Annotated in this window: 27 protein-coding genes and 1 riboswitch; of the genes, 7 read left to right on the top strand and 20 right to left on the bottom strand. The window is 50.7% G+C overall.

The features are described from left to right. Positions 1-24: 24 nt before the first annotated feature. A complete protein-coding gene (gene modF / locus KUO20_RS04130) occupies positions 25-1,509 on the top strand; it encodes a molybdate ABC transporter ATP-binding protein ModF (protein ID WP_235041642.1) in 1,485 nt (494 codons plus the stop codon). Between the two features lie 44 nt (positions 1,510-1,553). Here the strand turns inward: modF and KUO20_RS04125 are convergent, their stop codons facing one another. The 6 genes from KUO20_RS04125 to KUO20_RS04100 form a co-directional block, all read right to left on the bottom strand. Further along, positions 1,554-1,727: a hypothetical protein gene (locus KUO20_RS04125; RefSeq protein WP_235041641.1), complete on the bottom strand. Its 174-nt coding sequence runs from the start codon at positions 1,725-1,727 to the stop codon at positions 1,554-1,556. A 135-nt stretch (positions 1,728-1,862) separates the two neighbouring features. Next, positions 1,863-2,891 carry an alpha/beta fold hydrolase gene (locus KUO20_RS04120; protein WP_235041640.1) on the bottom strand — a complete coding sequence of 343 codons (1,029 nt, stop codon included), beginning with the start codon at positions 2,889-2,891 and terminating at the stop codon, positions 1,863-1,865. Positions 2,892-3,054: 163 nt separating this feature from the next. Further along, positions 3,055-3,420, bottom strand: coding sequence for a hypothetical protein (locus KUO20_RS04115; RefSeq protein ID WP_235041639.1), 366 nt, complete (start codon positions 3,418-3,420; stop codon positions 3,055-3,057). A gap of 25 nt (positions 3,421-3,445) precedes the next feature. Next, on the bottom strand, positions 3,446-3,898 hold the full coding sequence (locus tag KUO20_RS04110) for a GNAT family N-acetyltransferase (protein WP_235041638.1): 453 nt from the start codon (positions 3,896-3,898) through the stop codon (positions 3,446-3,448). Positions 3,899-4,045: 147 nt separating this feature from the next. Continuing rightward, on the bottom strand, positions 4,046-4,645 hold the full coding sequence (locus KUO20_RS04105; protein ID WP_235041637.1) for a pentapeptide repeat-containing protein: 600 nt from the start codon (positions 4,643-4,645) through the stop codon (positions 4,046-4,048). 160 nt (positions 4,646-4,805) lie between these two features. Continuing rightward, positions 4,806-5,147 carry a GFA family protein gene (locus tag KUO20_RS04100; RefSeq protein WP_235042414.1) on the bottom strand — a complete coding sequence of 114 codons (342 nt, stop codon included), beginning with the start codon at positions 5,145-5,147 and terminating at the stop codon, positions 4,806-4,808. A gap of 309 nt (positions 5,148-5,456) precedes the next feature. Between KUO20_RS04100 and KUO20_RS04095 the strand changes: the two genes are divergently transcribed. Further along, a protein-coding gene (locus KUO20_RS04095) for an IS3 family transposase (RefSeq protein ID WP_235040485.1) occupies positions 5,457-7,024 on the top strand; the annotation gives its coding sequence in 2 pieces (ribosomal slippage) (positions 5,457-5,922 and positions 5,922-7,024; 1,569 coding nt in all). A gap of 544 nt (positions 7,025-7,568) precedes the next feature. On the opposite strand, the gene KUO20_RS04090 is transcribed toward KUO20_RS04095, so the two are convergent. The 3 genes from KUO20_RS04090 to KUO20_RS04080 all read right to left on the bottom strand — a co-directional run bounded on the left by KUO20_RS04090 (position 7,569) and on the right by KUO20_RS04080 (position 10,336). Further along, a complete protein-coding gene (locus KUO20_RS04090; RefSeq protein ID WP_235041636.1) occupies positions 7,569-8,045 on the bottom strand; it encodes a hypothetical protein in 477 nt (158 codons plus the stop codon). A gap of 88 nt (positions 8,046-8,133) precedes the next feature. Beyond that, positions 8,134-9,330: a hypothetical protein gene (locus tag KUO20_RS04085; RefSeq protein WP_235041635.1), complete on the bottom strand. Its 1,197-nt coding sequence runs from the start codon at positions 9,328-9,330 to the stop codon at positions 8,134-8,136. 112 nt (positions 9,331-9,442) lie between these two features. Beyond that, positions 9,443-10,336: a hypothetical protein gene (locus KUO20_RS04080; protein WP_235041634.1), complete on the bottom strand. Its 894-nt coding sequence runs from the start codon at positions 10,334-10,336 to the stop codon at positions 9,443-9,445. Between the two features lie 235 nt (positions 10,337-10,571). On the opposite strand from KUO20_RS04080, the gene KUO20_RS04075 reads away from it, so the two are divergent. The 5 genes from KUO20_RS04075 to aztD all read left to right on the top strand — a co-directional run bounded on the left by KUO20_RS04075 (position 10,572) and on the right by aztD (position 16,174). After that, a complete protein-coding gene (locus tag KUO20_RS04075; RefSeq protein ID WP_337926481.1) occupies positions 10,572-10,847 on the top strand; it encodes a site-specific integrase in 276 nt (91 codons plus the stop codon). Beyond that, positions 10,824-10,986, top strand: a riboswitch (TPP riboswitch). (Overlaps the previous gene by 24 nt.) A gap of 88 nt (positions 10,987-11,074) precedes the next feature. Then, positions 11,075-11,758 (top strand): thiaminase II, encoded by a 684-nt coding sequence (tenA, locus tag KUO20_RS04070; RefSeq protein ID WP_235041632.1) that lies wholly within the window; start codon positions 11,075-11,077, stop codon positions 11,756-11,758. A gap of 30 nt (positions 11,759-11,788) precedes the next feature. Further along, positions 11,789-13,723: a phosphomethylpyrimidine synthase ThiC gene (thiC, locus tag KUO20_RS04065; protein WP_235041631.1), complete on the top strand. Its 1,935-nt coding sequence runs from the start codon at positions 11,789-11,791 to the stop codon at positions 13,721-13,723. Between the two features lie 169 nt (positions 13,724-13,892). Next, positions 13,893-14,831, top strand: coding sequence for a metal ABC transporter solute-binding protein, Zn/Mn family (locus KUO20_RS04060; RefSeq protein WP_235041630.1), 939 nt, complete (start codon positions 13,893-13,895; stop codon positions 14,829-14,831). A gap of 128 nt (positions 14,832-14,959) precedes the next feature. After that, positions 14,960-16,174: a zinc metallochaperone AztD gene (gene aztD, locus KUO20_RS04055; RefSeq protein WP_235041629.1), complete on the top strand. Its 1,215-nt coding sequence runs from the start codon at positions 14,960-14,962 to the stop codon at positions 16,172-16,174. Between the two features lie 97 nt (positions 16,175-16,271). Here the strand turns inward: aztD and KUO20_RS04050 are convergent, their stop codons facing one another. The 11 genes from KUO20_RS04050 to KUO20_RS04000 all read right to left on the bottom strand — a co-directional run bounded on the left by KUO20_RS04050 (position 16,272) and on the right by KUO20_RS04000 (position 26,627). Continuing rightward, on the bottom strand, positions 16,272-16,457 hold the full coding sequence (locus KUO20_RS04050) for a CsbD family protein (protein ID WP_235041628.1): 186 nt from the start codon (positions 16,455-16,457) through the stop codon (positions 16,272-16,274). Between the two features lie 121 nt (positions 16,458-16,578). Beyond that, positions 16,579-17,673, bottom strand: coding sequence for a DUF2955 domain-containing protein (locus KUO20_RS04045; RefSeq protein ID WP_235041627.1), 1,095 nt, complete (start codon positions 17,671-17,673; stop codon positions 16,579-16,581). Next, on the bottom strand, positions 17,663-18,724 hold the full coding sequence (locus KUO20_RS04040) for an HlyD family secretion protein (RefSeq protein WP_235041626.1): 1,062 nt from the start codon (positions 18,722-18,724) through the stop codon (positions 17,663-17,665). Before KUO20_RS04040 ends, KUO20_RS04045 begins: the two co-directional genes overlap by 11 nt. Positions 18,725-18,937: 213 nt before the next feature. After that, on the bottom strand, positions 18,938-19,447 hold the full coding sequence (locus KUO20_RS04035; protein ID WP_235041625.1) for a porin family protein: 510 nt from the start codon (positions 19,445-19,447) through the stop codon (positions 18,938-18,940). A 77-nt stretch (positions 19,448-19,524) separates the two neighbouring features. Continuing rightward, positions 19,525-20,445: an EamA family transporter gene (locus tag KUO20_RS04030; RefSeq protein ID WP_235041624.1), complete on the bottom strand. Its 921-nt coding sequence runs from the start codon at positions 20,443-20,445 to the stop codon at positions 19,525-19,527. Positions 20,446-20,732: 287 nt separating this feature from the next. Further along, positions 20,733-21,656 carry a heme o synthase gene (gene cyoE / locus KUO20_RS04025; protein WP_096281675.1) on the bottom strand — a complete coding sequence of 308 codons (924 nt, stop codon included), beginning with the start codon at positions 21,654-21,656 and terminating at the stop codon, positions 20,733-20,735. Next, on the bottom strand, positions 21,614-21,937 hold the full coding sequence (cyoD, locus tag KUO20_RS04020; protein WP_235041623.1) for a cytochrome o ubiquinol oxidase subunit IV: 324 nt from the start codon (positions 21,935-21,937) through the stop codon (positions 21,614-21,616). The genes cyoE and cyoD overlap by 43 nt, the downstream gene beginning before the upstream one ends. Position 21,938: 1 nt before the next feature. Next, positions 21,939-22,550: a cytochrome o ubiquinol oxidase subunit III gene (gene cyoC, locus KUO20_RS04015; RefSeq protein WP_235041622.1), complete on the bottom strand. Its 612-nt coding sequence runs from the start codon at positions 22,548-22,550 to the stop codon at positions 21,939-21,941. Then, complete coding sequence (gene cyoB, locus KUO20_RS04010) at positions 22,550-24,526, bottom strand: cytochrome o ubiquinol oxidase subunit I (RefSeq protein WP_096281681.1); 1,977 nt, start codon at positions 24,524-24,526, stop codon at positions 22,550-22,552. Before cyoB ends, cyoC begins: the two co-directional genes overlap by 1 nt. A gap of 3 nt (positions 24,527-24,529) precedes the next feature. Continuing rightward, on the bottom strand, positions 24,530-25,471 hold the full coding sequence (gene cyoA, locus KUO20_RS04005; RefSeq protein ID WP_235041621.1) for a ubiquinol oxidase subunit II: 942 nt from the start codon (positions 25,469-25,471) through the stop codon (positions 24,530-24,532). Between the two features lie 388 nt (positions 25,472-25,859). Then, a complete protein-coding gene (locus KUO20_RS04000; RefSeq protein ID WP_235042413.1) occupies positions 25,860-26,627 on the bottom strand; it encodes a DeoR/GlpR family DNA-binding transcription regulator in 768 nt (255 codons plus the stop codon). Positions 26,628-26,688: the final 61 nt, after the last annotated feature.

Genomic DNA, 26,688 nt, shown 5'->3' with positions numbered 1-26,688 from the left:
CCGAACAGCGTAAGGAAGACAGTAATGGATCCATTAATCCGCCCAGGCACTATCCGCTTAACAAAAGCGACGGTTAGCTTTGATGATCGCTTCACGCTAAGCGAGATTGATTGGACCATTACGCCAGAACAACACTGGGTGATTACGGGCACCAATGGCGCGGGAAAATCGGCCCTGGCGGCTGCGCTAGCGGGCATTGGCGATATCACGGGGGGAAGCATTCAGGGGCTGCCCAGCAACGTGGGCATCGTCTCTTTTGAAGCCCAGGCGGAGCTTATCGCCCAGGAGCTCAAAAAAGACGACGCCGATATTATGGACGTCATTTCACTCGGCACGCCCGTTAGTGAAATGATTTTTGATTATTGCCAAGATCATCAACTCGCCAGCGAACTGGTAGAAAAGTTCGGGCTGACAACGCTACTCGACCGCGCGTTTCGCAAACTATCCACCGGCGAATCGCGTAAAGTCATGCTGATTCGCGCACTGGCCAACAAGCCTGATTTACTTATTTTAGACGAGCCGTTCGATGGCCTGGATGTAGCCACGCTGGCCATGCTGCAAGCACATCTCGCCTCTGTTATCGACATCGTCCCTATGGTCATGGTGCTGAATCGCTTTGATGAAATGCCGGATTTCATCACGCACGTGGCCTATCTAGACAAAAAAAGCGCGGACAATAGAAAAGGTAAAAAGACGGGCGACCAGGGGCGCCTAGCGCTCACGGTAGATCGTCAGGACCAGGCCGCCTTCAATGAGCTATATCAGTTGCTGCATTTGAAAACCACCGATCTAAGCGTACCGGAGGCCGACCCTACTCATAAGCTACCCGCTCTCGATCCAAGCCAGCCATTGGTAAAACTAACGCAGGCAACGATTCAATACGGCGACACCGTGATTGTTGATAAGCTCGATTGGACCATAGAGCAGGGCCAGCATTGGCAGCTGAGCGGGCCTAACGGTAGCGGCAAAACCTGCGTGTTGTCGTTGATCACCGGCGATCATCCGCAGTGCTACACCAACGATATTTTTGTGTTTGGATTCCAGCGCGGTAACGGCGAAAGCATCTGGCAGATTAAACAGTTTATCGGCTATGTATCGACTAACCTGCAATGGGAATACCGCGTTAGCACCAGCTGCAAAAACGTGATTATTTCTGGCTTCTACGACAGCATCGGCATGTACACCAAGTCCACCGACAGCCAGAAAAAAATTGCCGATCAGTGGCTTGCGCTACTGGGCATGACCGAGCGCGCCGACCAGCCGTTTAACAAGCTTTCTTACGGCGACCAGCGCCTGCTACTCATCGCCCGCGCGATGGTCAAGCACCCGCCTCTGCTGATTCTAGACGAACCCTGCCTAGGCCTAGACGAAATGAACCGCCAACTCGTCCTGGCTCTGATCGAAAAAATCTGCCAAGGCTTCGAAACCACGGTGCTCTACGTCAACCACCACGCGGAAGACCAGATAGCAGGCATAGACAATTATTTAGCGTTAGAGAAGAACAACTAGTCTTTCAAATAGTTAGAAACAGGCACAAGATTGAAAATGGCTGGCTATTCGTCTTTTTTGTCTATCGTTATCTCAAGAGATTTACTGTCGCCAGCAAACCATTTCTGAACGTACAGCGTACCTACGATAGGCGCCGTTCCTTCATCAGGCACTTCTTTGTAGCGCACGCTATTTTTAGTTTCTTTTTCGTATTCAAACATCACTACTTTCTTCGTCATAAAATGTTCCTCAACAATAACGCCTTACCACTGGGCGGCTAACAGTGCTTCTACGTACCGCCACACAAGCTGAGTCAATGTGGCGGCATATCAAGATTCGTCTACTTTATGACGGGCTTTTGAGTAACGGGCTTGTTAAAGGTCCGATAATCCCTTGAGCAGCTCCTCATGAAAACGCTCCGGCTCCTGGATCTGAGGTGAGTGGCCTAGATCGGGGAACTCGACCAGCGTCGCTTGTGGAATAGCCTCTGCGGCCTGTTCGCCAAGCACATCGTAGCGGCCTAGCGTCTCTTGAATGTCTGTAGGCGCATTCGCCTTGCCGATCGCGGTATTGTCCTTCTCGCCAATCAGTAACAGCGTTGGCATCGCAAGCTCGTCAAACTCATAGACTACCGGCTGAGTGAAAACCATATCCGAGGTCAGTGCCTGATTCCACGCCACCAGTTCTTTATCTTCCCCGGCGTACATGCCTGCCTGCATCTCAACCCAACGATCGTATTCAGGCTCCCAGGTATTCACATAGTAAGTGGCCTCCTGATAAGCACGAATGCCTTCAGCATTTTTGCCAAGCTCGGCCTGATAGCCATCGTCAATGCTCTGATAAGGCACGCCGAGGGCTTTCCAGTCTTCCAAGCCAATCGGGTTGACCATCACCAATTGCTCGGTCTGCTCGGGATACATCAAGGCGTAACGTGTCGCCAGCATGCCGCCCATGGAGTGGCCCATAATGGTGGCATTATCAACGCCCAGCTCTTCCAGCAGCGCCTGAGTATTGGACGCCAACTGATGGAAGCTGAACTGATAATGCTCGGGCTTGGTCGACTTGCAAAAACCTATTTGGTCCGGCGCAATGACGCGATAACCCGCCTCGTGCAATTCGCTAATAGTGCCTTCCCAAGTGCCCGCGCAGAAATTTTTGCCATGCATCAGCACCACGGTTCTACCGTTGGCGTTGCCCTCTTCAGGCTGTACATCCAGGTAGGCCATTTGCAGCTCCTGGCCCTGAGAGCTAAAGGCAAAGCGTTCAACCGGGTAAGCGTATTCAAAACCGGACAGCTCGGCATCATATTCAGGCGTGTCATTGGCCACTGCGCTGCTGGCATAACCGCCTGCTGCAATAGTGCAACCGGCTAATAGTACGGGGGAAATAAACGGGCGTTTCATTTGGTTTTCTCCTGTCTTCAATGGGCCAAGGAACCCGGACAGGCTAACAGAAGCTAGCGTTAAAACGGAAAACACGCTGTCGATAAAAACAACGCCGACATCATCCTCTGATTGACTAGCGGCCACCGTTTTGGCCTGCATTAGCTTGCAATCCCCTTAATATTTAGCGTTCCCAGAGGCCTGAATCATGCATGAGGCGCATGGTGTAGTTGAGCTGAAGCTTTTGGTTACCGTCGCATTCAATCTCGCTGCTTCGCCCCGCTGGGGCAGGGCCCGTTACCGCTATGGAAGTACGGTTTAACACAGGCGACGAGCAGAGCGAAAACACACGATTATCCGCTTCACAGCTCCTCAGCGTGGCCTCTTCCTGATCGCACAAAGGGCTTTGCTGATAGTCATCCCGATACGCTACCCAATCAGCCTGCGCAATGGCCGGCACTGGCTTTGTTTTGGGGAAAAGGTCAGTTTCCTGTGATAAAACGGCGGGTGCGACCAGTATCAGGCATATCGATAGCAGCGGTCTTATCATGTTGTTTATAGTCCCAAGCGTTAGGCTATAGCGCGCTACCCAGCTTCATCACCATTGGCTGTACGCAAAGCGTCGAACCGACTCTCAGCGCTTCAAGCTGCCCTGTTGCGATAAAACCAGACGATGTATATAAGTTAACGGCGTCTTCGTTGCCTGTCGTCACGGCAAGCGCTAATAGATGACACCCTTGGCCAATTGCCCAGGCTTTAATTGCCCGAAGAAGAGATATTGCTATGCCCTTTCCTCTTAGCGCTGGCGAAACCCACATTTGATAGATATGCGCCGTTGCCACATCAGGCTTATGTACCACGCCCCAAGCAAGGCCGACGGGCAGGTCGCCAATTTGTACGATGAGTGGAAGCGCATCCAGAGCTCGTGATTTAAGATCTAGGCGTAACTGCCACTCAGCATCTGATAATACGGCTTCCTGTTCATAAGTGGACCCAAACGAATCCGGCGAATCCCTTAAAGATTTCAATCTGACTATTTTGTATAAAACCCAATCTTCTGGATTTAATACGCTGATCTCGAATTCATCCATCGCATAGCCTTAGGGCATAACGCCAAATTTAACAAAGCTGGAGAAATTCAGACTACTCCTACTGAAACAGCTTTAGGCTATTAATTAATCAACCAACTCAACACCTAAGACTTCTAACAAGCTTAACGCTTCATATCGTGAAAACTTAGCCTTTTTGACATTGTTTTCTAGTATGTCAATGGTATACCCAGTTGACTCGCTAAAATCGACTTCTTGCAAGTTTGTTCTCATGAAAAGGCTACGGCTGAAATCACTATCTATCATTTTCGAACTAACAAAACTACCTTCACGAAAGTCAATATCATGTAACTTACATTCATCAAAAACCAACTCACTCAAGGTAAGACCAAAGAAAGACGAGTCATTTAAAATACAGCGCTTAAAACTCAGCTCAAAATCTAAGTGGAAAGCTGACCACGTCGCTTTCGTCCAATCAACTCCAACCAGCTTACTATCTTGAAAATCAAGCTCAAATAGCTTTGTATTGGAAAAATCAACCAAGCTGAGATTACAACGATCAAATGTGCAGCTTGTGAACTTACAGTTCTGAAATTTAGACGCTGAGAAATCACAATCGGAGAACCGGCAATCTTCGAATTCGATGCCGATATAGTGCTTATCAGGTAAAGAAAGATTCTCAAACGAAACGTCGAAATAATGCTCGCTATTTTTTAATGCTGTCATCGTATCCTCTGAATAGCTTGCGCTTGCGCTTGGGCTTAGTCACCGGTTGGAGCGGCAGAGAGAAATCGACCGACTGCCGCTCCTGGCTATTTCATGAACCATGACGCTGAGCATAGTGGCGACACGTCAGCTGCGTCCGGCTGCCATAGACCGCAACTTGTTACACATTATTCTTCCATTCTAAGTACTTACAAACATTGTCGTATTCAAGCCATGGTACATCGTGTGAAACCCAAATATGCGTTTCAGGTTTCAAATCAGGATCATCATCCAACGTGGCCACTCGAACAATGACATGTGGCTGCGCGACCCTTTCCGCCACCAAGTGAGAGCCACAGTGCCTACAGAAATGACGGAGCTTCCCAGGTGATGATTCATAGGTTGAAAGAGATTCAAGACCTTTGAGCCAGCGGAAATGTTCGCGTTTTACACCCGCCGTTGAGGCAAATGGGGCCGCGTGCGCCTTACGACACGTCTGACAATGGCAGTGCACGATCGGCATATCCAAGGAATCTATTTCATAACCAATCTCGCTGCACAAACAGCTTCCTTTCAACCCCACTGAATGATCTCCCTTTTGGTATTTAACGCCGCTTTAAAAAGTGCACTTTTCAGCGTCTTTTTGAGCCTATTATTATACATTTTTATTGTAGGTTAGCTCTGTCTTACTACCTTCAAAGCCTTTAAAAAGAGCGTTATGCGCACTGTATGAAAGAGCGTCATCTCTTTCCCTACCCCCAGTGTCAGGATAAGTGTCGCACCCTCTGATATTCTTTCTTAAACATTGATCAGGGGGTCAAAGGAGACACTCATGCCTCGCTATTCAGATGAACGTCGGCAAGCGGTGGTGGCCAAATTACTGCCGCCTCATGCCCTTTCACCCCATGAGATTGCAGCACAGGAAGGCATCTCATTAGCCACGGTTTATAAATGGCGTAAAGAAGCACGTATTAATGGAAAATGTTTACCAGATGCCTTGGGCAAAGGCGCTGATGGATGGTCTTCCCGTGATAAATTTAGCGCTGTTGTTGAGACGGCCTCAATGAATGCTCACGACGTGGCTGAGTATTGCCGCCGTCGCGGCCTCTATCCAGAACAATTGGAGCAATGGCGTTCTGACTGTGAACAGGCGGCCTGCTTGTCACAGTCAGAACGCCAGCGTGAGGCAGATGAGCTCAAACAGCAGCGCAAACATATTAAAGCACTGGAGAAAGAACTGGCTCGCAAGAACAGTGCGTTAGCCGAAACAGCGGCCTTGTTAACGCTGCGAAAAAAAGCAGCGGCGATCTGGGGGGACGAGGACGAATGATTAGCACCCCTGATCGCCGACATGCCATTGCGCTGATCGATAACGCCCGTGCTCACGGTGCACGTTTAGCAGCCGCCTGCCGTGAACTGGGCATGAGTGCTCGGACGTATCAACGCTGGACACGCGATGGTGAACTTCGCGAAGACCTGCGGCCTTTAGTTGAGCGGCCCACACCGGCGAATGCGCTCACGCCGATAGAGCAGCAGGAAATCCTCGACATTTGCCACCGGCCAGACTATGCCCACTTGCCGCCGGAACAGATCGTGGTAAGACTGTTCGATGAGGAAGCGCGCTACCTCGCCTCAGCTTCCACCTTCTATCGCGTGTTGCATAAACACAAAGAAGCGATCCATCGGGGCCGCGCCAAGTTGCCGAAGCGTCACGCCCGACCGACGACGTATCAGGCGACGGCGCCTAACTGCGTTTGGACGTGGGACGCGACCTGGCTGGGTGGCCCCATCAAAGGTGAGTATTACTATCTGGTCATGATGCTTGATATTTACAGCCGCAAAATCATCGGCTGGGAAGTCTTCCTCGCGGAATCAGCCCATAACTCCCGCACGGTGCTGGAACGTGCAGTGCTGGCCGAGCAGGTCGTCGATCAGCCCTTGGTACTTCATGCCGATAATGGCAGCCCGTTTAAGGGGGCCACGCTATTAGAGAAACTGCATGAGCTAGGCATCACCCCCTCGTTCAGTCGACCCCGGGTCAGCAACGATAACCCTTACTCAGAGTCGCTGTTCCGTACGTGCAAGTATCGTCCCTGTTATCCAACGAAGGGCTTCGCCCATGTTGATGCTGCACGGGAATGGGTAGCTGGCTTCGTTCAGTGGTACAACCACGAGCACCGCCACAGCGGAATCCGTCTCGTCACCCCCGCCCAACGGCACGCGGGTCAGGACACGGAAATACTGATTAAGCGCGATCAAATCAATCGAGCAGCGCGCAACGCCAACCCAGCGCGATGGAGCGGCAACACACGTAACTGGACACCCGTAAAGACAGTATCACTTAACCCAGAAAGAGAGCTGAGTGTGACGGTAAACGAACCAGAAAAGAAGGCTGCATAAATATAGTCAGAGACGACAACTTACTTGACGATTACCGCCTATATCCCGCAATCCAACCAAGGAGCATGGGAAGATTATCATCTTGTGCTTTTTTTGATGCGTATTTATGAGGCTCCCACGGCCTATTTCTCGCATTTTCCTGGCAAAGATGAACGGGCAAATTCATAAATATTGATTCGCTTGCAAACGGCTTGACCAGCGCAAGCAAGTCAGCGTAACAGCCTTCTACGACCCACTCTCTATTTTCACCAATGAAAGACTGAATCTGCTCACACACCTGACCTATCGGCCGTCGTTCTGGCGGGTCCGAAGGCAGCCACGCTAAAGCATCTAAATCGAGATGGGTTAGTCCTTGGTTTTTAAATTTTTAGGCTAACGTAGATTTCCCAGAACCAGAGTTTCCAAAAATGATTATTTTTCTCATAGGGTCTCCGTTCTTGATTTAGGTATAACGCTTTACTAAGCGGCGCTAAATTGTTGGCTAAAATTGCGAGGAACGAGCGTTAGCCAACAATTTAGCGTCCGTTTGAGTAACTTGTTAGTTTTAAAATACAGGGAGAACAATATCAGCTAAACTGGTAAAGAAAAATATAATGACACCGATGACATATAATTTAACAGTAGTGTTATTATCTTTTTCAATCTTATCCAATTCATCAACTTGCTTTTTATATACTGGCAAAACTTGTTCATTTATCTTTTTTTCTTTTCTTTTACTATTCCCATCCTCACTATCATTATTGTTTTTCTGCTTTAAAGATTCGTGATCAATTTTTATTATTTTACGCTCAATATTGTCATGTTCTATTTTTCTACCAAAAGCTTGAAGTGTTCCGTAACCAAACATAAACCAAGCCGAAAATTTTAAAATAGAGTTAGCTAAATTGAACCAATCTAACGTAGCTGTCTTCCCTTGAATACAGTAGGCAGAAATACCTATGATAGAAGCAAGTAAAGAGACAAGTACAATCATTCCAACATTACATCTGAAAGACTTAGTTTTTATTAATTTTCTGAACATATACATCCTTTAAAACTAACGCCCGCACTTGCGGCTGGTTTGGAGCGCAGCGGAAAACCAGTCCGACAACATGCGATTGTTAGAAGAACTATCCACCAATTTTAGGGAGTTTTACTTGCAGACCAGGGAGATAGATACTGATTGGATTATCTTCGCCCCTATTACTGTCTGATGGACTCAAATAGTTTTTTATATGCTCAATTAGCTCATTCTTGGCCGACTCCATTCTATCCATTAACGTATAAATGTCGGACACGTCGATGACTATGGTTCTTCCCTGAGCTACGTCGAATGGAATTTTGTCTCCTTTCCGGATAATTTGAATGGTTGGGAGTTTTGTCATGTGCCTTACACCCAATTCGTAGAAAGCATTTGGATTGCCAAAAGAAAGGTCAGCCACACAGAATTTACTAGAAACTATATGCTCGAAAATTTGTTGAGATATTAGCCCAGACCTTCCTATTTTATCTGCTCGTACAACCTTGATTCCAAACTTTGAGAAAGCAGGTTCGACAAGATGTTTAAGAAGCATGTCCGCATGCTTTCGCTCAGCGGATGAATCCTCACCAATTGGAGTAATATAAAAACACAGTTTTTCTACATCAGAAATATTAGCCTGACTTTCATTCAGGTCTTCAGATAAGGCAGCATCTTCATCGAGCTCCGCCTCTTCCTTGACTCCTTGTTTATCTTCATTCTGTGGGGCTTTTTTGGTGATATTTTGAACGACGCCGTCCAGCCGAATGGTTTTTTTTCCGCCTGTATGTTCTAGTATAATTCCTGCATATTCTGCATTAGAAATAATTATACTTTTGGCTTCTTCAACACGATCACGAGGAATCGTATATCTGTTCTCTAAAACATTATTCAGAAACTCATCATCTGGAATTAACTTCCCATCATAATCAGAATAAAACTTACTTGGTATCGTAGGTATACGAACTGCCTTGATAGCCGCTTCCGACTTTTCTTCAGGGTAATTAGGAGCCAGTAGCTTTCGGCCCGTTTCAGTTAACTGAAATTTTTCACCATCTTTAAGAATCAATTCATAAGCTTGTGCTCCCCAAATTAGATATTTGGTATTAGGAGACTTTGCACCAACATTCATTGCTCCTGCAATCTCATCCCAAGTAGCCGACCCTCCTGCATATATTTCGTGAATTGGCTTGATAACAACAAGACATTCCTCCAGCGTTTTCTTAGGGAGATCATTTGTCGAAATCTGTTTTCTCCCCGCCCTCGGACCTGGCTGCTTTGTTTCAGATTTTTCTTTCTCGTCTGTCATGTTAACTCCCTATAAGTGGTTTTCGCGAGATGCAGTTCTAACGTTTGGTTAAGGGGCGGGCTTTAGCCCGTCCCAGTGAGCGCAGCGAACGGTTTGAATCAGTTGTTAAATTTTACCTGCGCTTGTGCTCTGTTCTGGATGCAATATCAGGGGTTGAATCGGCTGGACTGACTATGGTTTGAACTTGAGCGCGACCCGTTAAACGTTGCTGAGCGATCAAGGCAAAAGATTTTCCTGTTCGTTGTGCTTCCATTTGTATTTCATAAATTTCTTCACCAGATATAGGATTATCTCTTGCGTCTATCATAGTGGAGAAATGGTATGTTGCATTTTCCTCATCTTTTGATGGGGTTGTATGCTCCAAGATATCGTCTAGATCAATGCTTACAGCATCCTGCATACCAGAGCCTATTGCGCCGAAGTCCTGCTTAAACCAGTCGCCTCGTTCTATGCTTGTTTTTAGTATGAAAATATCATGGTCGGTAAATGGAACATGAAAATCATTGAAATTAATAAATTGTTTTCCGTCTATTCTCATTTGAAAGTGGTAGTGGGGGTAGTCTATTGCAGTGCCAGAATGCCCCTCTAAATCGTTCTTTGAGCAATCAAATGTCCAGTCAATATTTTTCCACTTAACTGTATAAGATATGACTTTACGATCTGGTTTTTCGTCTTTTAGATCGTTTATGTTTGACAAGAGGCGCTCTTGGTTTGCGCACCACCTAATATAAGCCGCTATATTTCCATAGCCATATTTCGCATATATTTTTGGGAAGTCTTTCTTCTTAAATTTGCATTGACGTAAAAGCCAGTGCAAACATGGGTTTTCACTGCTAATGGTTTTAAATGGCTTGCTGCAAAGATAACAAATGCCTTTGTGATATCCCTCTTTAAATGCTTTCGCCTGCTTCTGGTGCTCTTCATCGTTGAGGCGATTTATTTCTGCGATTTCGTCGGAGGACATTCTTTCGAATATTTCCCAGTATTTCTCCGTGTCGTGTGGCACGTTGCCTCCTAGTGAAATCTAACAGTGATTATAAACCCGACTGCATAACCTCAATGAACGCGCCAGCACGTTCATTGAGGTTATCTAGCCGCTCTAATCAAATTTACCTCATTGATTCTATTGCTAGCAAAGAAAATTTTGGCTACCTATCCAAAATTCGCGTGCTGGCACGATTTGCTACTCTCAATAATACTGTATATAAATACATATTAAAATTAATGCAAAAGGATACCCCATGAAGCTAATGGATAGGGTCCGAGCTACCTTGCGGGTAAAACGCTATAGCCTTCGTACTGAGAAGACGTATTGCTATTGGATTCGCTTTTTCATTCGTTCTCATGGAATACGCCACCCTGTCACGATGGCGGGTGAAGAGGTAAGGCAATTCTTGGAGCACCTCGCGATTGAGCCGCGCCACCTGACTGAACAGGATAACGCTCTTTCCTCCCTTGCATCACTCCCACCTACCTCATACACTCCGCTAACGAACAGCTTGACGGGGTGCCGGTGAAATCCGGCTGAGATGGCGCAGGGTCTGTCCTTTTAAGGATGCCGAGCGTTGGTCCCGCTGAACCTGATCCGGCTAATGCGCTGTATTTCATATGAGATGCGACGCGGGTACCGGCGTAGGGATCAAGCGATGGCCATGGCTAGCTCTCTCACGATCGCACGCCACCTTCAGCGCCATTCCCTCGATCTTTTTCGCCCACCCTCCGGATCATTACCACCGGAGGCATCATGGGCTACCGCTTTACTGATCTTACCAACTCCTGTCAGCAAGACTGGCGCGCCTATATTGAGCACGATTTTGTGCGCCAGCTGGGTAATGCCACGCTGCCTGAGGCGTCGTTTCGCCACTATCTAAAGCAGGATTACCTGTTTCTGATTCACTTCGCCCGCGCCTATGCGCTGGCCGCTTATAAAAGCCAAACACTTGCGGATTTGCGCCAAGCCCACGAAGGCTTAAAAGCCATTGTCGATGTGGAGCTGGGCCTGCACGTGGGCTTTTGCCAGGAATGGGGCATTTCTGAGCAAGAACTGGCGGAGCTTCCCGAAGCCAGAGCCACGCTGGCCTACACCCGATACGTATTGGATACCGGTAATCGCGGCGACCTGCTTGATCTGCACGTAGCGCTGACCCCCTGCTTAGTGGGCTATGGCGAAATCGCCAATTGGCTGAACGCCCAGCCTTCCACCCTGCGCGGCGCGCAAAACCCGTTTGATGCATGGATTGCCATGTACGAAGGCGAAGAGTTCCAGGCAGCTATGCAGTCGGAGCTTGAATGGCTCAACGTCCGCCTGGCCGATGTGTCGCCCGCCCGCTTTAAAGAGCTGAGCAAAATCTTCCGCGATGCTACCCGCCTGGAAATCGACTTCTGGCAGATGGGCCTGTCGCTAACAGACGAAGACCTGTCCCGCTAATTCTTCCCAACAACAATCGAAGAGACCGCAATGACTAATACTTTAACGGCTAAGACCGTCACCAGTAAAACCAGCCACTTTTTAGCTGAAACCGCCCAGGTTGATGCCGCTGCCATTGCGCCGCTGCCCGGCTCGCGCAAAGTGTATATTGAAGGCTCGCGGCCGGATATTCGCGTGCCGTTTCGGGAAATCTCCCTCTCGCCGACCAAAACCAGCGGCATTGATGAAGAAAACCCGCCGCTGCTGGTGTACGACACTTCAGGCCCTTACACCGACTCTGCCGCCAATAACGATTTACGTAAAGGCCTGCCCGCCCTTCGCCGCACCTGGATTGAAAAGCGTGACGATACCGAATTCCTGTCAGGCCATACCTCTGATTACGGCAAGCGCCGCGCTAATGACCCTACGCTTGCCCAGCTGCGTTTTGATTTAACCCGCACGCCGCGCCGCGCAAAAGCAGGAAAAAACGTTACCCAGCTTTACTATGCGCGCCAGGGCATTGTCACTCCGGAAATGGAGTTCATTGCCATCCGCGAAAACCAGCGCCGCCAAACCCTTTCTGCAAAGTACTCGGGCACCGCAGAGGTGGAGCGCATCTTGGGCCATCAGCACCGAGGTCAGAGCTTTGGCGCCAGCCTGCCAGAAGAAATCACCCCGGAGTTTGTGCGCGATGAGGTTGCCAGGGGCCGGGCGATTATCCCTAACAATATTAATCATCCTGAAAGCGAGCCGATGATCATTGGGCGTAACTTCCTGGTCAAGATTAACGGCAATCTGGGCAACTCGGCGGTGACGTCTTCTATTGAGGAGGAAGTGGACAAGATGACCTGGGGTATTCGCTGGGGCGCGGACACCATTATGGATCTTTCCACCGGCCAGAATATTCACGAAACCCGCGAATGGATTATTCGTAACTCGCCGGTGCCCATTGGCACGGTGCCTATCTATCAGGCGCTGGAAAAGGTCAAAGGCGTTGCCGAAGATCTTACCTGGGAAGTCTTCCGCGATACGCTGATTGAGCAGGCCGAGCAGGGAGTGGACTACTTCACCATTCACGCGGGCGTGCTGCTGCGCTATGTGCCGCTGACCGCCAAGCGGGTCACCGGCATTGTCAGTCGCGGCGGCTCGATTATGGCCAAGTGGTGCCTGTTCCATCATCAGGAAAGCTTTTTGTACACCCACTTCGAGGAAATCTGCGAGATCTGTAAGCAGTACGATGTGGCGTTCTCGCTCGGTGACGGCCTGCGCCCCGGCTCAATCGCCGATGCCAACGACGAAGCGCAAATGGCCGAGCTTAAAACCCTAGGCGAGCTGACCCATATCGCTTGGAAGCACGATGTGCAGGTAATGATTGAAGGCCCCGGCCACGTGCCCATGCATCTTGTGAAAGAGAACATGGATAAACAGCTAGAGTACTGCGACGAGGCGCCCTTCTACACGCTTGGCCCGCTAGTCACGGACATCGCCCCTGGCTATGACCACATTACCTCTGGTATTGGGGCGGCGATGATTGGCTGGTTTGGCTGCGCGATGCTTTGCTACGTCACGCCCAAAGAGCACCTGGGCCTGCCCAATAAAGACGATGTAAAAACCGGCATCATTACCTACAAAATTGCCGCCCACGCGGCAGATTTAGCCAAAGGTCACCCGGCGGCACAGCGGCGCGATAACGCGCTTTCCAAGGCGCGCTTTGAATTCCGTTGGGAAGACCAGTTCAACCTGGGGCTCGACCCGGACACCGCCCGCGAATACCACGACGAAACCCTGCCCAAAGATTCCGCTAAGGTGGCACATTTCTGTTCTATGTGCGGGCCGAAGTTTTGCTCCATGAAAATCAGCCATGAAGTGCGCGAGTATGCTGAAGAGCACGGCCTTAACGGCGACCAGGAAGCCATCATGAAAGGCATGGAAGAACAGGCGGAGAAGTTTCGCCAGAAAGGCAGCGCGCTGTATCAAGAGGTGTAAGCACAGTCGATGCTGAGTGTTTATTAGCCCTCGCGACAAAAGCGAGGGCTTTTTATTTTCAAATCACTGCTGAAATACAAACGGACATTACACACAAATGAATCTTCCACACGCCTATATTGTTATGATATAACGTATTTTAATTAAAGCCGTTTTTGAGATAAGCATCATGGGATTATTAAGAGCCGTATTCACGCCACTCCTGGTGAGCATGGCTGCGCTCAGCGCAGGCGCTGCTAGGGCCAACGAACCCGCACTAAAGGTAGTAGCTTCGTTTTCCATCATTGAAGATTTTGCTAACCAAATAGGCGGTGACCGGATCGCGCTGACCAGCATTGTCGGGCCAGATTCAGATACGCATATGTACGAGCCAACGCCTGCTGACGTAAAGGCCGTGGCACAGGCAGATATCGTGCTGATCAATGGCTTGATGTTCGAGGGATTTTTAGCACGCCTAATTGAGGCCAGCGGCAGCGATGCCGAGATAATCACGCTGACGGACAACGCTGAGATTCTGCAAGACCCCCAGGGCGGTCACTACCATTTTATTGGCGATAAGGCTGTGTTCCACGCGGCACCGGAAGACCCTCACGCTTGGCAATCGGTTAGCAACGCACAGGTGTATGTCAGCAATATCGCCCAGGCATTCTGCGCAGCAGATACGGCAGGCTGCAGTGCATATGAAGCCAATCAACAGCGCTACTCGGCCACACTGGCAGCACTTGATGACGATATCCGCGAGCAGCTAAGCGCTCTTCCTGAGTCGCGGCGTACAGCGGTGGTCGCTCATCACGCCTTTCGCTACTTTGAAAACGCATACGGCCTCACCTTTCTCGCCCCTCAAGGCATGTCAACGGAGTCTGAAGCCAGCGCTGCGAATGTCGCAGGCTTAATCGATGACCTTCAAGCGCAGCAGGTCTCGGCGGTGTTTGCCGAGAACATTTCTAGCTCGCGCTTGGTAGAGCAGATTGCGACGGAAGCGGAGCTGCCAATGGGCGGCACCCTTTACTCTGATGCGCTTTCTGGCGCAGCGGGGCCAGCGCCAACGTATGAAGCCATGATGCGCTACAACGTTGCCACGCTAATGTCGGCGCTTACGCCGCCTTAATCCTTTTGACACTCTTAATTCCTCTGGCTGGCTCTTGCTTAGGGGCTCTTGCTTACTTGCTCTCTCACTTACTTGCTTTGGCTTATACCCAGCAAGGCACTACAAACGTTCTGTTTTCAGGAGATGTTATGAAGAAACGTATTTTGGCCCGCTCAATCGCGGCGTTAGCGGTCGCTATTGGCAGCACCAGCGCTTATGCCCACGATGAGGGTGCCACCGAGTGGCGGCTTTTCGTCGCGGACCAAGCGTCCCCGACGGTGAGTGTTATTGATGCCACTGAAAAAGCGCTGATCGATACGTATGAGCTTAGCGGCCCGGCGGCGCTGCATCGTACCAGCAGCGGCCAGACGGTGTTTGCGGTTCAAGGCTCCCAAGGCCGCGTCTCGGCAATCAATACCGGTATCGCGTTTCATGACCACGGCGACCATGCCGATATTGATGTCGATGCACCTGAGCGCCTGGATATAGAGCTAACGGGTGAGCGTCCAGCCCACTTTGTGGAACAGCAGGGCTATATCGCCCAGTGGTTTGATGGCGAAGATGAGGCGCGTTTCTTTACCGAAAACAGTGTGCTTGAGGGTCAGCCAGAGATTCGTACAGCTAACATCGAGGCTGCCCATCACGGCGTTGCAGTGCCCTATCAACATCACGCCGTTGTATCGATTGCTAACCCTGACGATGCTTCCCAACGCCCCATTGGTGCCCGGGTAGTAGACTTTGAAGGCAATCATGTTGGAGAAGACGTCGCCTGCCCAGGGCTGCATGGTTCGGCGGGTTCGGGCAGTCTTTATGCCTTGGCGTGCCAAACCGGCCTGCTGATTATTTCAACTCAAGACGGCACACCTGAGATTGAGCACCTGGCCTACCCTGCTTCGCTGCCAGAAGGCAGTGCTTCAACGCTACTCGGCGGTAAAGGGCTGCAATACTTTATTGGCAACTTTGGCCCTGATCGTCTCGTGATTATCGACCCATCCCAAGGGGAAGAAGGCTTTCAGCTAGTGCAGCTGCCTACTCGCCGCGTCCACTTTGCCACTGATCCTATTCGTCCGCGCTTTGCCTATGTGTTTACCGAAGATGGCCAGCTGCATAAGGTAGATGTGCTCAGTGGAGAGCTGACGCAATCGCTGCGCTTAACAGGCCCCTACTCCATGGACGGCCATTGGAACGACCCTCGACCACGTATTGCCGTCGCTGGGGACAACATTGTGGTGACCGACCCCGCAGCGGAAAAGCTACATTTTGTCGATGCTAATAGCTTTGAAGAAGTGGATGAAATGCCATTAGAAGGGAAACCGTTCAATATTGTGGCGGTAGGCGGCAGCGGCGTTTCTCACCACGATTGATGTGATGGCCAACCCCGTAAACACAAACAGGGGGCCGAAGGCCCCCTGTTATTATCTGTCATTACTATTATCCAGCAATGACAATCAGCAATAAGAATTAGTGCTTTTTCTTCAACGCGTCCTTTGCTTCACCTTTGCCTTTTTGCAGCTCACCTTTCGCTTGCTGGGCTTTGCCTTTGGCTTCGGTTTTGTCGCTGCCGGTTACTTTACCCGCTGCTTCTTTCACTTTACCAGCAGCCTTGTTGGCAGTACCTTTCGCTTTATCTTCTTTACCTGTTGACATGACGAGCACCTCTAATCCGTTAGTAGGGAAAACGCCGTATGTGAAAGTGTGAATTGCACTGCGAATCACACATCGACATATCATCAGAGTAGTCTTTATTAAAAAAGTTGCGCTAATTTATTTATGATCGCTTTATTTCTGGCAAGCGCGTGGGCTGCCAGTAATTCAATAAATAGTGCAGGCACGACATCACAAGCAGCGTTGACATCAGCGCCACGCTCATGGAAGAAAACCGATAAAGTGCACTATAAACAAGGTCTTGATTAGGCCCAAGTGACTGACCAAAGAGAATACCCAAGGTCGTTAGCCCACCAAAACCGATCCCTGAGCCGCCCCCTTCGTGAATATGTTCACGCCCAAAAAGCATTAATCCCAGCCAATAAATAATCAACACCAGCAGGAAATGATGGCTTTGGGTATACAGCAACAGCTGCATTAGAAGCGCTAAGTTGCACCCCAGCAGCGTGCCTACCGCGCGCTTCGCGGCAGAAAGACGTGCGCCGGAGTAACCCAAGGCAAATAAAATCAAAATGGTCGCCATCTGTGCCGAAAGCGAGTCTTTTAAGTCAAAGGTTTGAAACACAACAAAAGAAAGCGTCGCGGTTATTCCCCCAATCAACGTTTCATGGCGAATTTGCGCCGGCGACTTAACGCCTTTCGGCGGTGGTTTGCGAGCCTCGACGTCAGGAAACAAGGTATGCATCAGCATGGCAATAAATACCGCTAGGCCGCTCGCGGCTAAGTTACAGGCCAATAAATCGTTTAAGTCGGTGCCGGGGTAGCTGGCAAAATGAAGCAGGATGCTGAGTGTGAGCACACCATTGGCGCCGAATAAAAACAGCGGCCCCTTTGCCATTAAGTTAAATCGAAATAAAAATATACCCAGCACCACCAGCGTCATTATCACCGGCATATGTTTGAGCAGCCCAACCACCAGGCTAACTTCCAGCACGTTGAGGGAAACATTGGTTAAAAACTGGCGAATAATACTGCCATTGAGAATAGGCACCATTCCCAGCAAGAACATCGGGAAAACGGTAAAAAATACTCCGTAGTTCCAGCCCATTAGCTGACTGACCACAAACCCCAGCGTACCGCCCCCCGCCACCCGCAAGCACTGGCGAAGACCATTTTGGGTTAGCCCAGGGCGAGAAGCACGCGGCACATTAGAACCACCGCGCTTACCCCACCATCGTCTTAGCGGCTTAATATACATAGTGCAGCAAACTAATCAGGTGCGCCTGCAGCCAGCCAAAGGGTTTTGCCAATACAAAGTCGCTCGGCTGGAGCTGCACGGTGGCGCGCGCACCGCTCGGCAACGCGCTTATAACCGGCTGCTGGAGAGCAATGTGCACGCGCATACGCTGGGCGTCGCGAATCCAGCGATCGGATGTGGGAATATCGGCTAATTGCCCGTCGGCCGCTAGCTGCCCTTCACGTACACCGGCGTCCACGGCAATCACTCGCGCATCAAACACTTGGCCCGGCCATGCATCGAAAATGACTTTCGCCGGGTCGCCCAGCACAACATGACGCAAACTTTTTTCACGAAAGTCGGCAATGATATCTACTTCTTCAGCCACCACTGCGACGGCCGGCTGGCCAGCTTGAACGTAGTCGCCAACGCCTAGCTGCAGGTTAGTCACATTGCCTGACTGGGCGGCGCGCACCTGCGTATGAGCAAGGTCCAACTGAGCCTGTGACAGCGCGTTTTCTGCCTGACGAACGCGAAGATTTGCATTACCTGAATCGCCTAGCTGCACTTCAAGACTGACGATTTTCGCCCTGGCGGCGGCGACGCTAGCTTGCGCCGTTCGTTCAGCGGCCACCTGCTGATCGTACTGCTGACGCGATACGCTTTGGCGAGACAGCAGCGTTTCAGCACGCCGACGCTCACTCTGGCTTTCACTGGCCGTTGCCTCTGCCGAGGCCAAATCTGCCTGTGCGGAGGCTAAGTCTGCCTCTAAGCGGGCATTCTCCCGCTCGGCTTGCTCACGATTAAGGCGCGCCTGGTCGACCGCTAACGCAAAGGGCGCCGCCTTTATCTGAAACAGCACATCGCCCTTTGCGACACGCTGATGATCGCGCACTAAGAGTTCGTCTACCGGGCCACTAAGCTCAGGCGCAATGCGAGTAACCGGCCGCATTACCCGCGCTTCCGGCGTCATTGGCATAAAACTGTCGGCCACTAAAAAATAAATAAATAACACTATGAAGGCGACAATAGCGACCTTCACCCAGCGGGCAAACGTTTGATCGGGGGTCATGCAGGGCTCACTTGTTAGCCGCCAGGGTAGTCCTGGCCAGCGCCGCTGATGGGCGCACATTGTATAAGATACTTTAGTCTAGCAATTAATTAGCTGGCTAACAATATAGCGAGCAAAGTGAGCACATATGCGTTGATAATGGCGGGTCGTAAAAACCAAAAAACCCATGGCATAAAGGCCATGGGCTTGACGATTAACGCAGATCACTAACGATTAAAAACGATAGCGTAGACCTACGCTGGCTGCATCGAACGTGTAGGCAGACTTATCGAGGTAGCGCATATAGTCAGCACCGACGGCTAAATTCGGTGCGACGTCAAATTCTGCGCCGCCGCCATACGAGAAGCCACTTTCACGATCACTATTAAAATCTACGTCTGTAACACCCGCTAAGCCGTAAATACGAACGTCAGGAGAGACAGGGAAAATACCTTTAGCATAGGCACCCGCTAAATAATCCAGCTCAGCACCACCGTCGGAGCCGCCGGTACCTATGTGCCCTTCTAGCGCGAAGTAATCGTTAAACTGCGCACCGCCGCGAAGGCGTAGGCCTACGGAATCACGCGAAGACCCTTTATCTGGATCAAGGCTCCAGAACATCGCATCACCGCCTACGTATCCTTGTGGATAGTTGAAGGATTGCTGTGCTTGAGCAGATGCTGCGAACGTACCTGCGCCAACCAGGAGTGCCGCGGATGCTAGTGATAATACGGACATCTTCATAGGTTGTACCTCAGTTAAAAAACAGTGTTTCCTTACTCCACTGCATTGTGGTCTATTCCTATCAATAACGCAAATATTTACCTTCCCTTAGATAAGCTAAGCACCACGATCCCCCCGACAACAACCGCACCACCGACTAGCTGCCCAGGGCTAAGCATTTGACCTAAAACAAAATAACCGAGCACCAGCGACGCCACTGGTTCAATGTTCATTACCGGCGCGTTACGCGCCATATCGAGCCTCGGTACAAAAATAAACAGGACTGAAAACGCCGACCCATACAGTAGGGCAAGTAGCACAAGCCCTAACCAACCAGTGCTGTTTTCCGGCAGGCTCATGCCTCCTGGCACCACACCCGCGATACCGCCAATGACCATCGCAGTAAACACGGTCTGCATGGTCAGCAGGCTGCGCAGCGTACTGCCTACGCCAGCTAAGCGGTGCTCGGTCACCCACAGCGCACAGGCAAAGACAAAAGCGGCCACGAGACCAAAACAAATCCCGGCGACCCAGCCTGGCCCCATGTCATCGGTATTGGCTAACCAAGAAGGAATATCCAGCACCACCAGGAGTCCAATTAAGATAGTGCCCATAATCAAGCAGCTACGCAGCGTTGGTCGCGGGCCGCCAAATGCCCAGCTTAACAGCGCCAGCTGAATGGGAAAGGTATTGACTAGTAACAGTGCAATCACCACGGGCAGCCTTGCTACCGCCGAGTAAAGGCTAACGCTCTGAATCGCAATTAGCAGCCCTACGGTTAGCTGCCACGGCCAACTACCCGCAGGCAGCCACAGGCGTTTTTTCTGCGCAATCACCAGCGCCAATAGGATCAGACACGCCACACCCGAGCGCGTTAATACTGCGAGCAATAGCCCCGCACCGTTATCAAATGCCAGCCGTGCAGAGACATGATTGGCGGCAAACATTGTCGCCACTGTTACCATCAACAGAATGGCTAAACGACGCGGCAATAGACTGGGCAAGGAGGACGCAGGCATAAGAACGAAACGGCTCACAGTGGAAAAGTAAGAAGAGAAATAGCGAGATATGGGCATCTACATCAAGCATGCCTCGCTTTTGTGGACAAGGCTAACGAAATCTAGTGGCTTTTTTCCGCACCGCAGCATACTAAACTAAAGTCTAACTCCGTGCGCTGATTAATCCGCCCAATGAATCCTTGGAGAGTTGCAAGGTCAGGCTGAGCAGAGGATATCAATAAAACGCCCCGAGCAGATATCTACTCGGGGCGCGATGTGACGGCGAGTGGCCTAAGTAGTAAACTTAGTTACACCAGCATGGGCACCATTGCTTCTAGTACCATTACAATGCTCATTGCCGTAATGGTCAGAATAGAAACACCAAAGACACGCTTGGCCCAGCGGACATCGTCGTCTAAACGATAGCCACGCAGTGCTAAGTAGAGCCAGTAACCACCCATGGTGAGCGCCACACATAAATATCCAGCGCCTGCCTGACTGGCTAAACCTAATGCCAGCGACGCAGGAATAAAAGCCACGATGTAGCCAAGGATATGGTGTTTCGCCATTTTGATACCGCGTACTACCGGCAATACCGGAATAGATGCACGACGGTAGTCAGCATAGCGAAAAATCGCAATCGCATAGGAGTGCGGCATCTGCCAAAGGCAGAAGATCACCAGCAGCATCATCGCACCGCTGTCGAACTGCCCCGTGACCGCACAGTAACCTACGACCGGCGGCATGGCTCCGGAAAGGCTACCAACTAAGGTGCCGTATTCCGAGCGACGCTTCATATAGAGACTATAAAGCCCTACATACACACCCCAGCCAATCACCGCTAAAGCAACGGTTAATCCGTTGGTACCCAGCGCCAGACATACCACACCCAACACGCCTAGCAACGCCGAAACGCCCAATGCCTGGGTAATTGAAATGCTTCCTCTCACCAGGGGGCGATGGCGCGTGCGCGCCATCAATGCATCAATATCGCGGTCAATGACGTTGTTACACGCACAGCCTGAAGCAATGATTAATGCAATCCCCACCATGACTGAGATAAGGCTAAGCCACTCAAACTGCCCCTCTACGGCTAGAAAATAGCCGCCTAGGGTGGCAATCAAGTTGCCGCCAATAATGCCCGGCTTGGTCAGCTCGAGCAGATCGCTCCAGCGGCTAGGCGTTGTGATCAGCCGATCATCATGTTGAGATGCAGATGCTGCATGATCCACAACGAGCCTCCTATCACTAGGACAAGTATCGATATTGTGAAGACGAAGGAAAGCATGCTCCAGCCGTCATCAGACTTGAAGTTCAAATGCATGAACATAACAAGCTGAACCAATACTTGCAGAATGGCCGTTACAGCGATAATGCCGACGTTAATTGGCATGCTGAACGAGCCAAACATAATGGCGCCAAAAGGAATAATAGTCAGCACTAATGACAGCACGAGCCCCGTTACATATGACTTTACAGTGCCGTGATCAGACGGTTGGCTAGAAGAGCTCATATCACAGCACTCCCATCAAGTAGACGAAGGAAAATACACAGATCCAAACGATATCCAGGAAGTGCCAGAACAAGCTCAAGCATAGGATACGTGGACGCGTTTTGTCAGTCAGCCCTTTGGTCGACAGTTGAACCAGCATGACCAAAATCCAGATCATACCGAAAGTAACGTGCAGCCCATGCGTGCCCACTAGCGTGAAGAAGGCAGAAAGGAAGCCACTGCGATCTGGCCCATAGCCTTCGTTAATCAGGTGATGGAATTCGTAAAGCTCCATACCTAAAAAGCCGAGGCCTAGGATAAAGGTGACGACCAGCCACATTTTCACCTGACCAACGCGGTTGGCATTCATTGCCAACACGCCCATGCCGAAGGTGAAACTACTGATCAACAGCGCAAACGTACCGCCAAGAATCAACGGCAGTTCGAAAATATCTGCGCCGGTCGGCCCACCCGCCGTGCCCCTCATGAGCACGGCGTAGGCTGCGAACAGTGACCCGAAGATCACTAGATCGCTCATTAGGTAGACCCAGAAACCAAACACTTTGGTACCAGCGGCATCGTGGTGCTCATGCTCTTCAGCATGGGCATCGAGATGTTGTGTTTCAGTAGCCATTACGCTTGGGCCTCCACACGTTGTTGATGGGCACGCTCGATCCGCTCGACCTCTGCTGCCGGTACGTAGTAATCGATATCGTCGTTGAATACCCGCATCAAGAAGCTAACCAACATGCCGATGGCACCAAATCCTGCCAGCCACCAGATATGCCATACCATCGCAAAACCGAAGATCATCGCAAACAAGCTGATAATCGGGCCAGCGGCAGTGTTTTTCGGCATATGAATATCGGTGTAAGGCGCTTCTTCTAGCTGCTCGTTGCTACGCTGCTTTTGCGACCAGAAGCTATCGATATCGCCGACTTCAGGTAACCGTGCAAAGTTATAAAACGGCGCAGGTGATGAAGTAGACCACTCAAGCGTACGGCCATGCCACGGATCACCAGTGACATCAGCATTCTTCTTACGGTCACGAATACTGACAACGAACTGGATAATGGTGCATAGAATGCCTAGCGCAATGATAACCGCACCCACCCATGCAAGAATCATCCACGGCTGCCATTCGGCATTCGGGTATGAGTTCATGCGGCGTACAGCACCGAAGAAGCTCAGTACGTAAAGCGGCATAAAGGCAACATAGAAGCCGACAAACCAGCACCAAAAAGAGCGTTTGCCCCACTTCTCGTCCAGCGTGAAGCCGAACGCTTTCGGGAACCAATAGGTCAGACCCGCCATCATACCGAACACCACACCACCAACGATAACGTTGTGGAAGTGAGCAATAACGAACAGGCTGTTATGCAGTACGAAGTTGGCCGCAGGTACCGCCAGCATCACACCGGTCATACCACCGATGGTGAAGGTAATAATAAAGCCCAGCGTCCAAAGTACCGGTGAAGTAAGCTCCAGGCTGCCACGGAACATAGTAAACAGCCAGTTGAACACTTTCACACCGGTGGGGATGGCGATAATCATCGTCATTATGCCGAAGAAAGCATTGACGTTCGCACCCGCCCCCATGGTGAAGAAGTGGTGCAGCCAGACAATGAACGATAGCAAGGTAATGGCGATCGTTGCCCATACCATCGTCATGTAGCCAAACAACCGTTTACGGGCGAAGGTGGCTATAACTTCAGAGAACACGCCAAAGGCAGGCAGAATCAAGATGTAAACTTCTGGGTGGCCCCATGCCCAAATGAGGTTGACGTACATCATCATGTTGCCGCCAAAATCATTGGTAAAGAAGTGCATGCCCAGATAGCGATCCAACGTCAGCATCGCAATCGTTGCCGTTAGGATCGGGAAAGAGGCAATGATCAATACGTTGGCGCACAGCGATGTCCAAGTAAAGATCGGCAGGCGGAACATGGTCATGCCTTTAGTGCGCATTTTAATAATAGTGACGAAGAAGTTGATACCGGTGAGCGTCGTACCCACCCCGGATATCTGCAACGCCCATATCCAATAATCTACCCCGACCCCGGGGCTAAACTCTATCCCCGATAACGGCGCGTAAGCTAACCACCCCGTTGTGGCAAATTCCCCCACGAACAGCGAGATGTTAACCAGCAGCGCCGACACGGCAAAAAGCCAGAAACTCAGGTTGTTCAGGAATGGGAACGCTACGTCGCGCGCACCAATTTGCAGCGGCACCACCAGGTTCATCAGACCAATCACCATCGGCATCGCGACGAAGAAGATCATGATGACGCCATGCGCGGTAAAGATCTGGTCGTAGTGATCAGGCGGCAGAATGCCCGACGACCCGCCGGCCGCAATAGCGAGCTGTGTACGCATCATGATCGCGTCGGCAAAGCCACGCAGCAGCATGATCAACGCCACGATGAAGTACATGATACCTAGCTTTTTATGGTCGATGGAGGTGAACCATTCGTGCCATAGCCAGCCCCATTTACGGAAATAGGTCAGCGCGCCCAATAGCGCTGCGCCACCTAAAATCGCGATAATTCCCGATATCAACAAAATGGGTTCGTGATATGGAATTGCTTCTAAGGTTAGTTTACCGAACACGGTTTACTCTCCCGCCTCGTTGCTCAAAGATTGACGAGCTTCGTGGCTATCGATGGCTGGCGCACGATTTTCATCATGTGATGGGTTTGGGTCGGTACCTGAATGAAAGCTCGACACCAGACGCTCGTAAAACTCTGGCGTAACGCTTGAGAAGTACTCGACGGGATTAAACTCAGACTGCTCCGCTAACGCTTCGTAGCCTTCTGGATAACTTAGCGTATTGGGCGATTGCGCAACTTCAGCAACCCAGGCATCGAAATCTTCATTTGACGTAACGTGTGCGTCGAAGACCATGCCCGAAAATCCAGCACCGCTGTAGTTGGTCGAACGACCTGGATAAACACCGACTTCATTGGCGACCAAGTGGACATCGTTATCCATACCGGCCATGGCGTAGATCTGGCTGCCTAGGCGGGGAATGAAAAACGCGTTCATCACTGTCCCAGAGCTCACCCGAAAACGCACGGGCGTATCGACCGGGAAAGCCAATTCATTAACGCTGGCGATGCCCTGTTCTGGATAGACGAACAGCCATTTCCAATCCAGCGCTATGGCCTGAATTTCCATGGGCTCAACGTCGCTTTCCAGCGGCTTATGAGGATCAAGACTGTGAGACGTTTTCCAAGTTAATAGGGCAAGCACAACGATAATCGCGCAGGGCACGATCCAAATCACCGCCTCAATCAAATTGGAGTGCGCCCAGTCAGGCGTATATTTTGCGACGCTATTACTGCGCCGATAACGCCAACCGAACAGCATCGTCATTGCAATAACTGGAATGACCACAATCAACATCAGACCAAACGATGTGAGGATCAGCGTGCGCTGCTCAGCGCCAACTTGGCCTTTTGGGTCTAACAGCGCCGAGCTACAGCCTGCTAGAAAAAGGCACAGCGCAAGTAGCACCAAAGTGCCTCGCCTACGCCACAGTGAGTGTCGTTGCATGGTGTGATCTCATCAGAGGTTCAATAAACACTAGCCAACTACAAAGTAGGCTAACTATCACCCCATACTTTTCCCAAAGCATTATCCTCAAAAAACGCCCTACCGCTGCGATTTAAAAAGGCCGTACGATGTCAATAAGCGCTATGTCAATCCGCGCTAATTAGTACGTTAACTGCTGCTTTAACCGCTACGTTTGCAACTAAGGCGCGTAGCAGGCGGCATCGGTAGCATTGCTCCGGGAAAAATATGCGCCGTCGAATGGGAATGGCGGCGGGTCTCTTTCGTCAAACGATCAAGATTGTAGCATTCTCTACTGGTCTGGGTCATGCAAGAAGTGGCGCTTTGACGCACCCCAAGTAGTTGCTGTTTGATGCTATTGCCAAAGCGCTTATGCGATGCTAACCGTGGGTACATCACCGCCGGGATTGATTAGTAACTGCGGCGCGCCCTTCTCGTCGGTAACGATGACATCAAAGTCTTCCAGCGAGGCGAAGTAGGCAGGTCGAATCACGCCGAACTTGCTGGCATCCACCACTAATAAGCGCTGCATCGCCGTCGAAATGGCCGCCTGCTTGGGTGCCACCTCATGAAAGTGAAAGCAGCTCACCCCGCGCGCAAGGTCCACCCCCGCGGCTGAAATGAGCGCCTTGTTAATACCCAAACGTTCAATAGCTACCGCCATCGTGTCGCTGCCAAATGACTGGGAGGCCGCATAGAAGAGCCCACCCAATAGCACTAAGCGCACGTTGGGCAAGGCAGCAACCGCATTGGCCACGTTAAGCGCATAGGTCACCACCGTCAGTTCTTGAAAATGGCTTAACTGACTTAATAGCGGGATAAGCGTCGAGCCGCAGTCAATGAACAGCGTATCGCCCTCCTCGATAAACGTAAGCGCGTGCTGGCAAAGCCGATATTTGGCTTGGTAATGGCTATCCTGCTGCTCGGTTAAATCATATTTAGGGGTTGCGCTAGCGTAGTTCGCCATAAAGAGGCGCCCACCCAGCAAACTAATAGCAGAGGGCTGGGTAGTGAGGTCGCGGCGAATAGTCATTTCCGAGACATCGCACAGCTCTGCGGCATCGCGCAAATGCAGGGTACCGCCACAGGCAAGCACCTCTTGAAGCTTGCTGATGCGCAACGCGCTACGGCCATTAATAGTGGGCATCCTCTTACAATCCCCTCTTCTTATGATAACTGCGACATCCTTATCGCACTTT

The sequence above is a fragment of the Vreelandella profundi genome, assembly GCF_019722725.1.
GTDB classification, from domain to species: domain Bacteria; phylum Pseudomonadota; class Gammaproteobacteria; order Pseudomonadales; family Halomonadaceae; genus Vreelandella; species Vreelandella profundi.
This window is presented reverse-complemented; position numbering and strand designations above follow the sequence as displayed.